The organism is Pigmentiphaga litoralis (genome assembly GCF_048632615.1).
In the GTDB taxonomy this organism is placed as follows: domain Bacteria; phylum Pseudomonadota; class Gammaproteobacteria; order Burkholderiales; family Burkholderiaceae_B; genus Pigmentiphaga; species Pigmentiphaga litoralis_B.
On sequence record NZ_CP184479.1, the window covers coordinates 647,268 to 661,581 of the forward strand.

A 14,314-nucleotide genomic window follows, 5' to 3' on the forward strand; every position below is an offset into this window, starting at 1 on the left:
AAATGAGAACCGTTATTGTTGCTGAAAACCCGCCCGCAAGTAAGTAGTGTCGCGTAGGTGAAACGTGTAGATCGAAAGGCTTACGAGTGGCGCAAGTCAGGCCTGCAGCGCCCGCGACCAACTGGCCGCGGTTGACTCGGCATGTCTGGCTCGGCATGTCTGGCTCGGCATGTCCTGGCTCGGCATTTCTGACTCGGCATGTCTGGCTCGGTGCGACTGGCCGGCAGCTGGTGCTGAAAGCTGGTGACAGAGCGTCTGCAAGACAAGACGCTCCCGCAGCCCAATCAGAAATCGATCGTGCCCGTCACATAAAACGTACGCGGCGCGCCAAGCACCAGATAATTCGACCCCGGCGAGCCACCCGCCGAGGCCCAGTAGTTGCGGTCGAACAGGTTGTCGATCCGGGCGCGAAGGGTCAGCGTACGGTTGTTGCCGATGTCGATCAGGTAACGCGCGCCCAGGTCGAAGCGGGTCCATGACGGTACGGTTTGCGTGTTGGCGGCGTTGGCGAACTGCTTGGACGTGTAGACCGCGCGGGCGTTGACGGCCAGGTTGCGCACGCCGGGGATATCCCATTCCGCGCCGATGTTCAGCTGGCGTTCCGGGACGCCGATCGCGTCCTTGCCGTCGGTAGCGCCGTTTTGCGTCTTGGACTGTTCCGCGTCGAGCAGGGTCAGGCCGCCCAGCACGCGCACGCCGCGCACGGGTTCGCCATAGACCGAGAATTCCAGCCCGCGATTGCGCTGCTCGCCGTACGGACCGAAGTTGACGGCCGTGCTGCCGGCGATACGTTCGTACCCCGAGATCGGCTGCGTCGTTTCGAACACCGCAACACTGCCGCCAACTCGGCCGGCGTCAAACTTCAGGCCAGCTTCTTTCTGCTTTGCGACATAGGGCGACAGGATGGCGCCCACGTTCGCGACGGCCAGGCCGCCCGTGGTGGCCGGGGCAATGGGACCGCGGACCAGGCCTTCGATGTAGTTGCCGTAGACCGACATCCAGTCCGTGGCCTTGAACACGATGCCGGCAACGGGCGTCGTCTTGGTCTTGTCCGAACTCGGCGCGGCCGCCTGCGTGTTGTAGGCGTAGCTGGTCTGCTCCAGGGTCTGACGCCGCAGGCCCAGGGTCAGCAGCACGCGGTCGTCGTAGAACGACAGCGTGTCGGCCAACGCAACGCTGCTGGTTTCGACCTTGTTGGTCAACGACGGGTTCGTCATGTCGTTGGACGGCGTGCCCAGCGCGGTCGCGACCCGGTCAATCGGCGAATAGATGTTGCTGAGCGTGGCGGCGGTGCCGCGAACGAACGCATTGGCGGACCGCGAGTTGTAGGTCGTTGCGGATGCAACGATCGTGTGCCCGACGCTGCCGGTGCGCACCTTGGCGCGCAAGCCGATCTCGCCGGTGCTGATGCGGTCCTCCCGCGCGTTGTCGAAGCGCGTGGCTGTCGTATCGCCAGCCGCATTGGTGATCGTGGGATTGGCCAGCGAATTGAACTCGCTGCCGCGCCGCACCCCGCCCGCCGCCCATGCCGTCACCTGGTCGGTAATGTCGTACTCCCCACGCAAGGTGGCGAAGGTGTCGCGTTCCTTGGCGACCGTCCACGACTGCGCGAAGTTGACCGACGCGTCCGGCGCGCGGGGGATAGGCGCGCCGGCCAGGGGTGTCACGCTGGGCCGGCCCGCATTCAATGTGCTGTTCTGGTAGCCCACGTCGGCCGACAGGCGCGCCCGCGAGCCACGCCAGTCCAGGCCAATGCCCAGGGCCGAGACTTCGCGTTCTTCGCGATCCACGCCGGTGCCGCCGTCGCGGCGGGCGCCGATCAGGCGCAGGCCGACGCTGTCGTCCGGACCAAAGCGCCGGGCAAAGTCGAAGTTGACGGACTTCTGCCCGCCGGTCTGCAGGCCAAAGCCGACGCGGTTCAGAGGTTCATTGGGCGCGCGTTTGGGCAGCAGGTTGATGGCGCCGCCGATACCACTGCCCGCCGGGGCCGCGCCGTTCAGGAAGGTGTTGGCGCCGCGCAGCACTTCCACGCGTTCAAAGAATTCGGAGGCGATGTATTGGCGGGGCAGCATGCCGTATAGGCCGTTGTACGAGATGTCGTCGGAATACACCGGAAAGCCGCGCACCACATACAGTTCCTGGAAATTGCCGAAACCCCGTGCGCTGCGGACTGACGGATCGTTGAGCAGCACGTCGGCAACGCTCTGCGCCTGCTGGTCCTGGATCAGTTCGTTGGTGTAGCTGGTGCTGGTAAACGGCGTGCTCATGGTGTCGAGGTTACCGAGGATGCCGACACGGCCGCCGCGAGCCACCTGCCCGCCGGCGTAGGCTTCGGGCACACCTTCGGCCGACGCGTCGGCGCTGGCGTTCACGTTGACGGTCGACAGCGTGGTGGCTTCGGCTGCCGGCGGTGCGGTGGACGGCGCGGGCGACTGCGCCTGGGCGCCAAGCGTTTGAATGGCGAGCAGGATCGCGATCACAGAGGGGCGAAGGATAAAGCGGCAAGCGAGCATGAACGCGGTCCGGTTGAATGGCAATGAGAACCGTTATTGTTCACGAATTCGCCGTCCTGCGCGCGCCAAATTCTCACTAGTCACTGTGCTCATCCCAGGTGCGTTGCCATCAAGCAACGACGCGCGTCAGCTAGAATCGGAGCCCTTCGCTCACTCGAACCCGATCATGTCCGCCCTTCCCGCCCAGCACGTCCGCGCCGCCACCCCCTCCGATGTGGGTCCGATCACTGACCTGATGCGCGGCCTGGCCGAGTACGAAAAGCTGACGCACCTGTTCATTGCCACCGACGAACTGCTGCATGACGCGCTGTTTGGCCCGCATCCGGCAGCCGAATGTCTGGCGGCCGAGGTGGACGGCGCCGTCATCGGCTACGCCCTGTTCTTCCACAATTACTCAACTTTCCTGGGCCGCAAGGGCCTGTATCTGGAAGATCTGTATGTGCACCCCGACCATCGCGGCAAGGGACTGGGCAAGGCGATGTTGACGCGGCTCGCGGCACTGGCGGTGGAACGCGGCTGCGCCCGTTTCGAATGGAGCGTGCTGGACTGGAATCAGCCCGCCATTGATTTCTATGAGGCGATGGGGGCCGTGGTGATGCCGGAATGGCGCATCGTGCGCATGACGGGCGATGCGCTGGAATCGCTGGCAAAGAAGGACTGAAGGACGGTCATTCGCAAGATTGGCCGCCCGGCCTGCGCTGCAAGATCCACCGTAACCAACACCGGCCACGCAGCTCCGGACGCATCGCCAAGACAAAAAAGCCGACTCCCTGGAGTCGGCTTTTTCGTCATCCGTTCAACGCCATCACACCTTGAATGTGCCCACCAGACGATCCAGGCGTTCCGCCATGTCGCGCATTTCCTGCGCCGACCGGGCGGTTTCGCCCATCGCAGCGGTCGTCTCTTCCACCATCTGCGCAATGCTTTCCACTTGCTGCGCGATCGATGTGCTGGCGGCCGATTGTTCCTTGGTGGCGTTGGCCACTTCGCGCACACGTTCCAGCGACGCGTCCGCGCTCAATCGGATTTCGCGCAGCGGCACAGCCACCTGATCGGCCAGTTGCGTGCCTTCCGTCACCATTGGCAGGATGTGCTCCATGGTCTCGGTCGATTCCGAGGTTTCGCGCTGCACGGCGCTGACCATCTCTTCGATCTCGACCGTGGCGGACGACGTCCGCTCGGCCAGCTTGCGCACTTCGTCGGCCACGACGCTGAAGCCACGGCCCTGCTCACCGGCACGCGCCGCTTCGATCGCGGCGTTCAGCGCCAGCAGATTGGTCTGCCCGGCGATCTCTTTGATCGATGCGGCAATCGAATTGATCTGCAGCGCGCGCGCTTCCAGACCCCGGATCTTTTCAGAGGCTTCACCCACGGCCGTTGCGATGCGCTTCATGCCATCGGCGGCGCCGGTCACCTGCACTTCGCCGTCGCGGCACTTCTGGGCCACGCCTTCCGAATTGCGCTGCGTTTCGATCGCGGCGTCGGAAATGTGGGCCACCGACACCGTCAGCTCTTCTACCGCCGCCGCCATCGACGACGTGGCGTCGCTTTGCGCCGACGAGGCCGCTGTCACTTGCGCCACGGATTCGGCGATGCGCTGCGAGTCCCGCTTCATTTCGACGGCTTCGTCGCGAACCTTGGAGATCAGGCCGCGAACCGCACCCGACATGGTCGAGAAGCCGTGCAGCACACTGCCCGCCTTGGCATCAGGCAGGGGACGCGACAGGTCGCCCTGCGCCGCGTGATTCATCACTGCAATGACACTGCTCGGCTCGCCACCGATCTGCGACAGCACCTTGCGCGAGATCACCCAGCCACCGGCCAGCAGGATCAGCGTCAGGATCACGGCCAGGATGGCGCCGTGGATGATGCGTTCACGCACCATTTCCTGCAGATCGTCCATGAAGACACCGGTGCCGATGGCCCAGCCCCAGGGCTCGTGCAGCTTGTAGATGTTCAGCTTGGGTGACGGCTCGGTGCCGCCGGGGCGCACGAACTGAATGGGGATGTAGCTTTGGCCGCCTCCGGCACGCATGGCGGCGATACGTTCCGCCATGACGGCGGTGGGGTCGCGCTTGTCGCCGCTGCGGGTGATCGCGTTCGAACCCGCAAAGGAAGGATTGCCACCGTTCATGACGATGATGCCGTTCGACGCCGTCACGAAAATGTATTCGGACTTGCCGTCAACGCCACCGTAACGCATGCCCATCATCGCCTGGATGGCCGCGGCCTGAGCGGACTCCTGCGACAGCTTGCCCGCCTGCTGCTGCAGGTAGAAGTAATTGGCGATGCCCCAGGCCGTCTGCGCGACCGATGTGATTTCGGTGCGCTTGGTTTCCATCATCAACTGGCGTTCGCTGTAGATCGACCATGCCTGGACACCCACCAGCAGCAGAACCGCCAGGGCGACCATCGAAAACAGCTTGGTGCGCAAGGTGGATCCACCCATGCGTGGCGCCTTGGCCGCGCGCGGCTCCGCGGCCATGGAAATTCCCGAATCGTGCAGTACTGCGCTCATGCCATCCCCTGTTGCCTGCCCGGACACCTCCACCAGGGCGGTGGAGAATGTTCGTGCTATTACGTATTCATGTACGGGTTTAACGGCAGCAGGCCTTGGATCTGTAGCGGGAATCGTGATTAATGTGAGGAATCCGTGAGCGGGCCCCTGCTTGCGCAAGGTCCCGCTCAACCGTGGGCCAGGTATTCCGTTACGCGACCTTGACCTGTTCCCCGATCGCGGCGCCGCCCATGGCCGGGTCGGACACCGAATCCTTGCCGGTTTCCAGGCGACCCGCAAAGCGGCGGCTGTAGCCGGCCACCCCTGGCATCGTGACCGTGAAGTCGTACCAGCCGCCGCTGTCGGCCAGCGTCCAGCTCTGGACGCCCTCGCCTTGCGGCGCGACTGACAGCGTCCACGGGCCGTCGGTGCGATAGGCGTTGGCCTTGATCGATACCGTGGCTGCCGCGGTCCCGGTGTTGTGCACCTTGACCCACACCTGGTTGTCGGCCGGCGCGTAGCAGACCTGCACCTCCGGATTGGCGCCCGACGCCGCCACGGTGCCCGTGAAGTGGCGATGGAAACCATTGGGCCCAAGCACCCACAGATCGTACGCCCCCTTGTCGGCGGCGACCTCCCACGACCCCGTCAGCTGCTTGCCGGCTTCCACCGTATACCGGCGCGGCACGGCATCCAGATGTTTGCGGTCGTACACATGGAAAACCGCCGCGACCGCGCCGCTGTTGGCAAAGATCAGATCGACCTTGCCCGCGCCCGGGGCCGCCACGCTGCTGGTGTGCAGTTCATACGGCAAGGCGCGCGACTTGCGGGTCCCCGTGGCCTGCACCGGAAGCACGACCTGGGCCGAAGGAGCCGGTGTCGTGGTCTTGCCCAATGCGCGGCTGGCGGCATCGCGGGTCGCGGTTTCCGGGAAGGTCTTGACCACGTCGTCGTCATTCGGGTTGACGAAGTTGAAGCAGGACGTCAGGTCTCCGACGACCGCACGGCGCCAGGGGCTGATGTTGGGTTCCTTCACACCAAAACGGGCTTCGACGAAGCGGATGGTCGATGTCTGGTCGAATACCTGCGAGTTGACCCAGCCGCCCTTGCTCCAGGGCGAGATCACGTATAGCGGGACGCGCGGGCCAAGACCATAGGGACGATGCTTGTAGTTCTCAACGGCTTTGATGCCGCCGGTGTCTTCACCCAGGTATTCGTCGGCCGCGTCCACCGTGGTGGCGCCGGCCATTTTTGCCACGGCGGGACTGGCGTCGTACTGCAGATACGACGGCGGCGCGGGCGGCGGCATGTGATCGAACAGGCCGTCGTTTTCGTCGAAGTTCAGGATCAGGACGGTCTTGCTCCAGACGTCGGGATTGGCGGTCAGCGCGTCCAGCACTTGCGCGGTGTAGGCCGCGCCTTGAGCGGGACTCGACGCACTGGGATGTTCCGAACCCGATGACGTGGCGCAGACCCAGCTGACCTTGGGCAGCTTGCCGGCGATCACGTCGGCCTTGAGCAGGTCCAGGTCACGCGTCTTGATGCCTTTCTCGTACAGGGCCTGCTGGCGCGGCGTGCGGGCCGGCGACACGGCCGGCGTGCTGGCCGCGTTGGCGTCGCGAAAGGTCTTGAAGCCGAACAGCGAGTTCAAGGCATAGAACTCTTTCTCGTTGTTCTGGTAGACCTGCCAGCTCACGCCCGCGTCTTCCAGGCGTTCGGCATAGGTCATCCAGGTGTAGCCGGCGCTGATCGTGCCGTTCTTGAGCGTGTTGTACGAGTTGTCCACGGCCGGGCCGTTGTAGACGCCGGGTTTGGTCGGATCGTCCTTGCCGTGGTTGGTGCCGGTGTACAGAAAGCAGCGGTTCGGGTTGGTGCCGCCACTGAAGGACGAGTGGTTCGCGTCCCCCACGGTAAAGGCATTGGCCAGCGCGAACTGGAAGGGAATGTCCGCTTCCTTGTAGTACACCATCGACGCCGGGCGCTTGTAGTCGGGCCAGTTCGTCATCTTGCCGTCGTCCCAGGCGTCTTGCGCGTCGGGGAACAGATGCGGCGTGCCGGCCGTGCGGATCAACGCAAAGTTCTGCGTGGTGTCGTTGTGCTGCGGCGCCAGCACGCGCGGGGCGCCGGTTGCGGCGGTTTCATAACGCTGGTACCAGACGGTCTTGTTGCTGAAGTCGGGCGAGTCGGCCACCGGAATCGGGAAGCGATCCGCAAAGCCGCGCACGCCTTGCATCGTGCCGAAGTAGTGGTCGAACGACCGGTTTTCCTGCATGAAGATAACGATATGCTCGACGTCCTGGATGGTGCCGGTGCGGTTGTTCGCCGCAACGGCCAAGGCCTTGCGGATGGATGGCGGGAACATCGAAAACGCCATGGTGGCGCCTGCGGCGGTGGCGGTGTTGCGCAGGAAGCGGCGGCGTGAAAGCGAGTCGGTCATGGTGTCGTGGGATCAGGGCAGCGCCCCAGGGGGCGCGGGTATCAGGAACGGGCAGTCGAAAGTCGACGGGTGACGTCAGCAGTTGCGATGCGGCAGGCACGGGTTGCCGCGCTTGCCGTTGCGCTCAGCGTTAGCGGGCGGGCATTGGCGCCGGTCCACGGCGCCGGTCCATTACGGCGCGCACTTCATCTGCGGCGCCGGACCGGTTGCGGGCGTGCCGCCATTCGATCCTGCATCATCGTCCCCTCCACAGGCAGACAGCGTAAGGCAAAGTGGCAGCACACACGCCAACAGAACGCGTTTGAAGGCGTCGGCGCGCGGAAGCGGCTGGGTGGAATCAAGGGGGCAAGGCGTGGACATGACGTACGGTCTCCGGGACGGGTCGTGTTGTGTGAACAACAAGGCTCGCAGCGTAGACATCCACTGTTGCACAAAAATGAACATGCTCATTAATGAGCGATGACGATTCACTGACGCCGCGCTGAATACTACCCCAGCGCTGAGCCGCAAAGCGCCGTGCATCGCCACGGGCGCATGACGGCCGCCTGGCCCTGCGACTGACATAGGCGTATCCAGCAGACGAAAAAAGAGGCCGAAGCCTCTTTTTTCACTACCGAATGCCAGGATCAGTTCGCTTCGCGGCTGGCGCGCTTGCGATCGTGTTCCTTCAGATGACGCTTGCGCAGACGGATGTTCTTTGGCGTGATCTCCACCAGCTCGTCGTCGGCAATGAATTCCACCGCGTATTCGAGCGACATCTGGATCGTCGGCACCAGGCGCACGGCTTCGTCGGTGCCCGACGCGCGCACGTTGGTCAGCTGCTTGCCCTTGATCGGGTTCACGACCAGGTCGTTGTCGCGGCTGTGGATACCGATGATCATGCCTTCGTACAGCGCGTCGCCCGGCTTGACGAACATGCGGCCGCGATCCTGCAGCTTCCACAGTGCGTAGGCCACGGCATCGCCGTCGTCCTGGCTGATCAGCACGCCGTTGTGACGATCGCCCACGCCGCCTTCACGGACCGGTGCGTATTCGTCGAACACGTGGCTGGCCAGGCCAGTACCGCGCGTCAGCGTCATGAACTCGCCCTGGAAGCCGATCAGGCCCCGTGCCGGCACGCGGTATTCCAGACGCGTGCGGCCCTTGCCGTCGGACGCCATGTCGAGCAGTTCGCCCTTGCGGCGGCCCAGCTCTTCCATCACGCCGCCCTGGTGGGCGTCTTCCAGATCGATGGTCAGCAGTTCGAACGGCTCGTGCTTCACGCCGTCGATTTCCTTGAACACCACGCGAGGACGCGACACGGCCAGCTCGTACCCTTCGCGGCGCATGTTTTCCAGCAGGATGGTCAGGTGCAGTTCGCCGCGGCCCGACACTTCAAAGATCGTATCGTCGCCGGTGTCACGCACGCGCAGGGCCACGTTGGCCTTGAGCTCGCGGTCCAGACGTTCACGCAACTGGCGGCTGGTAACGAACTTGCCTTCACGGCCGGCAAGCGGCGACGTGTTCACGCAGAAGTTCATCGTCAGGGTCGGCTCGTCGACCTTCAGCATCGGCAGCGCGTCTTGCGCTTCCGGCGCGCACACCGTGCAGCCGATGCCCAGTTCTTCGATACCGTTGATCAGCACGATGTCGCCCGCTTGCGCTTCGTCGACGATCTCGCGTTCCAGACCACGGAACTTCAGCACCTGGTTGACGCGGCCCTTGATGGGCGCGCTGTCGGGACCGAACTTCACCACGACGTCCTGCAGGGCCTTGACCTTGCCGCGCGAAATGCGGCCCACGCCGATCTTGCCGACGTAGCTCGAGTATTCCAGCGAAATGATCTGGAGCTGCAGCGGACCGTCCAAATCGTCGTCACGCACCGGCACCTTGTCGAGAATGGTCTCGAACAGCGGCTTCATGTCGCCCGAGCGCACGTCTTCGGTCAGGCCGGCAAAGCCGTTCAGACCCGATGCATAGATGATCGGGAAGTCGAGTTGTTCTTCGGTGGCGCCCAGCTTGTCGAACAGGTCGAAGGTCTGGTTGATCACCCAATCCGGACGCGCGCCCGGACGGTCGATCTTGTTCACGACGACGATGGGCTTGAGGCCCAGGGCCAGCGCCTTGCGCGTCACGAAACGCGTCTGGGGCATCGGGCCTTCCACGGCATCGACCAGCAGCAGCACGCCGTCGACCATCGACATCACGCGCTCGACTTCACCGCCAAAGTCCGCGTGTCCCGGAGTGTCGACGATGTTGATGTGCGTGCCTTCGTATTCCACGGCACAGTTCTTGGCCAGAATCGTGATCCCGCGCTCTTTTTCGAGATCGTTCGAGTCCATGATCCGCTCGCCCATCTGCTGGTTCTCGCGGAAGGTGCCGGATTGGCGAAGCAGCTGGTCCACCAGCGTGGTCTTGCCGTGGTCGACGTGAGCGATGATCGCTACGTTGCGCAGTGCGCGTGTCATGTCGTTTCCTTGAAAGAAATCAATCTGTCGGGCTGCAGCCAACCGCCTATGCAGCGTGCCGTTCCCAGAAATTTGCTGTCAGGGCCGTGTACACGCGCCCTTGTCAAAATCGTTTCCGCATCCGGTTGGGTGATCGCGTTGGCGTCGCCTGCCGTCTGCCCTTCTGTCTCGATCTGTAGTTTTTGACCCTGCATGAACTTCGCTGCCCTGGCCTGATCGATGGTGACCACCGGCAGGGGCGCGAGCAGGGCTTCGATGGGCATCAGCGCCGTCGCCGCCACCGGCAAAGCTTCCAGATCTTCCAGCGTCACTGCCTGGCCGATATCGAAGCCCGCCGTGCGGGTTCTGCGCAGCGCGCCAAGATGCGCGCCGCATCCCAGCGTGCGACCGATATCCTGCGCCAACGTGCGGATATAGGTGCCCTTGCTGCAACTGACTTCCATCGAAAAACCGGATTCGGTGCAAGACAGCAATTCAATCGAAAAAATGGTGACGCGCCGCGTTTCGCGTTCCAGCTCGATGCCCTGCCGCGCGTATTCGTACAGCGGCTTGCCATCGCGCTTGAGCGCCGAGTACATCGGCGGCAACTGGTCGATGCTACCGACGAAGCGTGACAGGACGGCGCGGATCGTTGCCTCGTCCACCGGGGCGTCGACTGCCTGACCGTCGTAGGTCACCGGCAGACCGGTACGGTCGCCCGTATCGGTTTCTTCCCGCAGCACCACGTCGGCCACATACGTCTTGTCGGCATGGAACATGTCGGCGGAAAACTTGGTGGCCTCGCCAAAACACAGGACCATCAGCCCGGTGGCAAACGGATCCAGGGTTCCGGTATGCCCCGCCTTGCGCGCATCCAGGATGCGCCTTGCCCGTTGCAATGCGTGGTTGCTCGACAGGCCTTCTGGCTTGTCCAGCAACAACACACCGTCGAGCGCACACCCGCGTCGGGAAGCCATCGGAATCGTCGAGAAAAATGGACGCAGCGACGGCTTAGCCGCGCTGGTCGTCAGGGACGTGAGGTTCCGCCGGAGAAATCTCCAGACGCGCATCGTCGGCGGTCGAATCCATCGGGCTGGCAGGCTGGATCTCGTCAGCCAGCACGCCGGGCGTGTTGGCCTGATTGATGAGATGCGCCATGACCATGCCGCGCGACCGTTGTTCGTCGTAATGGAAATGCAGGGTCGGCACCGTGTGGATGTGCAGACGCTTGAACAGCAGCGAATGCAGGTAACCGGCCTTTTCGTTCAGTGCCGCCACAGCGACGTCGGGTCCGGCGCCCATTACCGTGAAGTACACCTGGGCGTGGGCATAGTCGGCCGACAGCTCGACTTCGCTGAGCGTGATCAGTCCTGCACGCGAGATCGGGATCTCGCGCTGAATCATTTCGGCCAGATCCTTCTGAATCTGGTCGGCAAGCCGCAACAGGCGGCCGCCGGGGATCTTCTTCTGTTGCTTGTGACGACTCATCTTGATGGACGGAACGCTTCTTACAGCGTACGCGCCACTTCCTTGACTTCAAACACTTCGAGCTGGTCACCCACCGCGATGTCGTTGTTGTTACGCAGCGTGATACCGCAATCGAAGCCGGACTTGACCTCGCGCACGTCATCCTTGAAGCGACGGAGCGATTCGATTTCGCCAGTCCACTGCACCACGTTGTTGCGCAGCAGGCGAACCTGCGAGCTGCGGCGCACGAGGCCATCGAGGACCATACAACCCGCGACGTTGCCGATACGGGACACCGCATACACTTCGCGGATCTCGACCAGGCCGATGATCTCTTCGCGCTTTTCCGGCGCCAGCATGCCCGACATGGCGGTCTTCACTTCGTCGACCGCGTCGTAGATGATGCTGTAGTAACGCAGGTCGACGCCGTTGTTCTCGGCCAGCTTCTTCGAGCCGGCGTCGGCACGCACGTTGAAGCCGATCACCACGGCCTTCGAAGCGATGGCCAGGTTGACGTCGCTTTCCGAGATGCCGCCCACGGCCGCATGCACGACCTGCACGCGGACTTCGTCGGTCGACAGCTTGGTCAGTGCCTGCACCAGTGCTTCCTGCGAACCCTGAACGTCGGTCTTCACGATCAACGCCAGCGTCTGCACGCCTTCGCCGATGTTGTCGAACAGCGTTTCCAGCTTGGCAGCCTGCTGGCGAGCCAGCTTGACGTCGCGGAACTTGCCCTGACGGAACATGGCGATTTCACGCGCCTTGCGCTCGTCGCTCAGCACGATCAGTTCGTCGCCCGCGGCTGGTACGTCGGTCAGGCCCTGGATCTCCACAGGGATCGATGGGCCCGCTTCGGTAATCGGCTTGCCGATTTCGTCCAGCATGGCGCGGACACGGCCGAAGCTTGCGCCGGCCAGCACCACGTCGCCGCGCTTGAGCGTACCGCTCTGCACCAGGATCGTGGCGACCGGGCCGCGGCCCTTGTCCAGCTTGGCTTCGATGACCAGGCCCTTGGCGGCGGTTTCGACCGGCGCTTTCAGTTCCAGCACTTCGGCTTGCAGCAGCAGCTGTTCGAGCAGATCGTCGATACCGGCGCCGGTCTTGGCCGACACGCCCACGAAGGGCGCATCGCCACCGTACTCTTCCGGCACCACTTCTTCGGCAACCAGTTCCTGCTTGACGCGTTCGAGGTTGGCGTCGGGCTTGTCGATCTTGTTGATCGCCACCACGATCGGCACCCCTGCGGCCTTGGCGTGGTGGATGGCTTCCTTCGTTTGCGGCATCACGCCGTCGTCGGCCGCCACGACCAGGATCACGATGTCCGTCGCCTTGGCGCCGCGAGCACGCATGGCCGTGAAGGCCTCGTGACCCGGGGTGTCCAGGAACGTGACCATGCCGCGTTCGGTCTGCACGTGGTACGCGCCGATGTGCTGCGTGATCCCGCCGGCTTCGCCCGACGCGACCTTGGCGCGGCGGATGTAGTCCAGCAGCGAGGTCTTGCCGTGGTCGACGTGGCCCATGACGGTGACGACCGGCGCACGGGGCAGTTCGACCACTTCCGACGACGCGGGCGTTTCGTCCAGGAATGCTTCAGGATCGTCCAGCTTCGCGGCGATGGCGGTGTGGCCGAGTTCTTCGACCACGATCATGCCGGTTTCCTGATCGAGCACCTGGTTGATGGTGACCATCTGGCCCATTTTCATCAGAACCTTGATCACCTCGGCGGCCTTCACGGCCATCTTGTGAGCCAGATCCGAGACGGAAATGGTTTCCGGCACGTGCACTTCGCGCACGATGCTTTCGGCAACCGGCGCCGAACGGGTGTCCTGCTGATGACGGCTCTTGCCGCGGCCACCCCCACGCCAGCCGTCACGGCTGGTGCCCGAGGATGCGTCGCCGCGTGTCTTGAGCGCCTTCTTGCGCGCGGCGTCTTCCGACCAGGTCGAGGCCACGGCGCCGGTCTTGATGACCTTCTTGCCAGGCGCTGCGGGCTTGTCGTCTTTCTTGACGGCTTCCTTGGTTTCCTGGCCCGGCTTGCCGGCAGGTTTGTGCAAGGTGCCGGCGATCGGCGCGGCAGGCGCGGCGGGCGCAGCCGGCGGCGTCGGCGCAGGGGCGTGCAGCACCTTGTTGCGTGGACGGCTCAGCATCTGGCGCAACGCGGCGGCTTCGGCTTCCGCGGCCTGGCGGGCGTTGGCGCGCACTTCCTGCGCCTTGGCGTCCGCCTTGCGGATTTCGTCGGCGTTCTTGCGGGCCTCGTCGGCCTTGATCCGCGCGGCTTCCGCACTGGAAACCGCCTTGTTCACTACGACATCGCTCACTGCGGCCCCTCCCTCGGGCGTGGCAGGCTGGGTGGAATTGACCGGGGCCACCGGGGCGGCCTGGGCCTGTTCGCGGGCGGCAGCGGCCGCAGCGGCGGCTTCGGCTTCCTTGGCGGCGCGTTCGGCGGCTTCGGCTGCGACACGGGCCTGTTCTTCCGCTTCGCGCAGCCGGGCTTCGGCTTCTTGCCGTTCCCTGGCTTCGGCTTCGGCGCGCGCCTTGGCTTCGGCTTCTTCCTTGGCCTGGCGTTCCGCCTCGCGCGCCAGCAGCGCGCTATCGTCTTCTTCCGGCGCGGCGGCAACGTCGTCGTCGCGCAAGGCGGCGGCGTCCAGTTCCGTACCGTCAGGATTGTCGCGCTTGATGAACACGCGCTTCTTGCGAACTTCCACCTGGATCGTGCGCGCCTTGCCCGTGGCGTCCGACTGCTTGATCTCGGACGTTTGCTTGCGAGTCACCGTGATCTTCTTGCCTTCGGTGGCGCCGTGGGCACGGCGCAACGATTCGAGCAGTTGTGCCTTGTCGCTTTCGGTGACGGTATCGTCGACCGACTTGATGCTTACACCAGCGGCGCGCAATTGATCCAACAGCACGTTTGCAGGCAGTTTCAGCTCGGTGGCGAACTGGGCGACAGTGTTACTCGACATTCGTTTCTCTTCCC

The 14,314-nt window shown here is 64.1% G+C and carries 8 protein-coding genes; 1 reads left to right on the forward strand and 7 read right to left on the reverse strand.

Annotated elements, in window-relative coordinates; genetic code table 11:
- Positions 1-284: 284 nt before the first annotated feature.
- Complete coding sequence (locus ACNANG_RS02920) at positions 285-2,513, reverse strand: TonB-dependent receptor (RefSeq protein ID WP_420225920.1); 2,229 nt, start codon at positions 2,511-2,513, stop codon at positions 285-287.
- Between the two features lie 166 nt (positions 2,514-2,679).
- On the opposite strand from ACNANG_RS02920, the gene ACNANG_RS02925 reads away from it, so the two are divergent.
- Positions 2,680-3,174: a GNAT family N-acetyltransferase gene (locus ACNANG_RS02925; protein WP_420225921.1), complete on the forward strand. Its 495-nt coding sequence runs from the start codon at positions 2,680-2,682 to the stop codon at positions 3,172-3,174.
- 144 nt (positions 3,175-3,318) lie between these two features.
- Here the strand turns inward: ACNANG_RS02925 and ACNANG_RS02930 are convergent, their stop codons facing one another.
- The 6 genes from ACNANG_RS02930 to infB form a co-directional block, all read right to left on the reverse strand.
- Positions 3,319-5,031, reverse strand: a complete 1,713-nt coding sequence (locus ACNANG_RS02930) for a methyl-accepting chemotaxis protein (RefSeq protein WP_420225922.1) — start codon at positions 5,029-5,031, stop codon at positions 3,319-3,321.
- Positions 5,032-5,221: 190 nt separating this feature from the next.
- The gene (locus ACNANG_RS02935) at positions 5,222-7,447 is read right to left on the reverse strand and encodes a phosphocholine-specific phospholipase C (RefSeq protein WP_420225923.1); all 2,226 of its coding nucleotides are present in this window, start codon (positions 7,445-7,447) and stop codon (positions 5,222-5,224) included.
- Positions 7,448-8,073: 626 nt separating this feature from the next.
- On the reverse strand, positions 8,074-9,894 hold the full coding sequence (typA, locus tag ACNANG_RS02940) for a translational GTPase TypA (RefSeq protein WP_420225925.1): 1,821 nt from the start codon (positions 9,892-9,894) through the stop codon (positions 8,074-8,076).
- A complete protein-coding gene (gene truB, locus ACNANG_RS02945) occupies positions 9,891-10,850 on the reverse strand; it encodes a tRNA pseudouridine(55) synthase TruB (RefSeq protein WP_420225926.1) in 960 nt (319 codons plus the stop codon). Before truB ends, typA begins: the two co-directional genes overlap by 4 nt.
- A 34-nt stretch (positions 10,851-10,884) precedes the next feature.
- The gene (gene rbfA, locus ACNANG_RS02950; RefSeq protein WP_420225927.1) at positions 10,885-11,361 is read right to left on the reverse strand and encodes a 30S ribosome-binding factor RbfA; all 477 of its coding nucleotides are present in this window, start codon (positions 11,359-11,361) and stop codon (positions 10,885-10,887) included.
- Between the two features lie 20 nt (positions 11,362-11,381).
- Positions 11,382-14,300, reverse strand: a complete 2,919-nt coding sequence (infB, locus tag ACNANG_RS02955; RefSeq protein ID WP_420225928.1) for a translation initiation factor IF-2 — start codon at positions 14,298-14,300, stop codon at positions 11,382-11,384.
- Positions 14,301-14,314: the final 14 nt, after the last annotated feature.

Excerpts from the sequence above, each read along its gene's own strand:
- rbfA (WP_420225927.1), bottom strand. The coding sequence starts at position 11,361 with ATGAGTCGTCACAAGCAACAGAAGAAGATCCCCGGCGGCCGCCTGTTG.
- ACNANG_RS02935 (WP_420225923.1), bottom strand. The coding sequence starts at position 7,447 with ATGACCGACTCGCTTTCACGCCGCCGCTTCCTGCGCAACACCGCCACC.
- truB (WP_420225926.1), bottom strand. The coding sequence starts at position 10,850 with ATGGCTTCCCGACGCGGGTGTGCGCTCGACGGTGTGTTGTTGCTGGAC.
- ACNANG_RS02920 (WP_420225920.1), bottom strand. The coding sequence starts at position 2,513 with ATGCTCGCTTGCCGCTTTATCCTTCGCCCCTCTGTGATCGCGATCCTG.
- infB (WP_420225928.1), bottom strand. The coding sequence starts at position 14,300 with ATGTCGAGTAACACTGTCGCCCAGTTCGCCACCGAGCTGAAACTGCCT.
- typA (WP_420225925.1), bottom strand. The coding sequence starts at position 9,894 with ATGACACGCGCACTGCGCAACGTAGCGATCATCGCTCACGTCGACCAC.
- ACNANG_RS02925 (WP_420225921.1), top strand. The coding sequence starts at position 2,680 with ATGTCCGCCCTTCCCGCCCAGCACGTCCGCGCCGCCACCCCCTCCGAT.
- ACNANG_RS02930 (WP_420225922.1), bottom strand. The coding sequence starts at position 5,031 with ATGAGCGCAGTACTGCACGATTCGGGAATTTCCATGGCCGCGGAGCCG.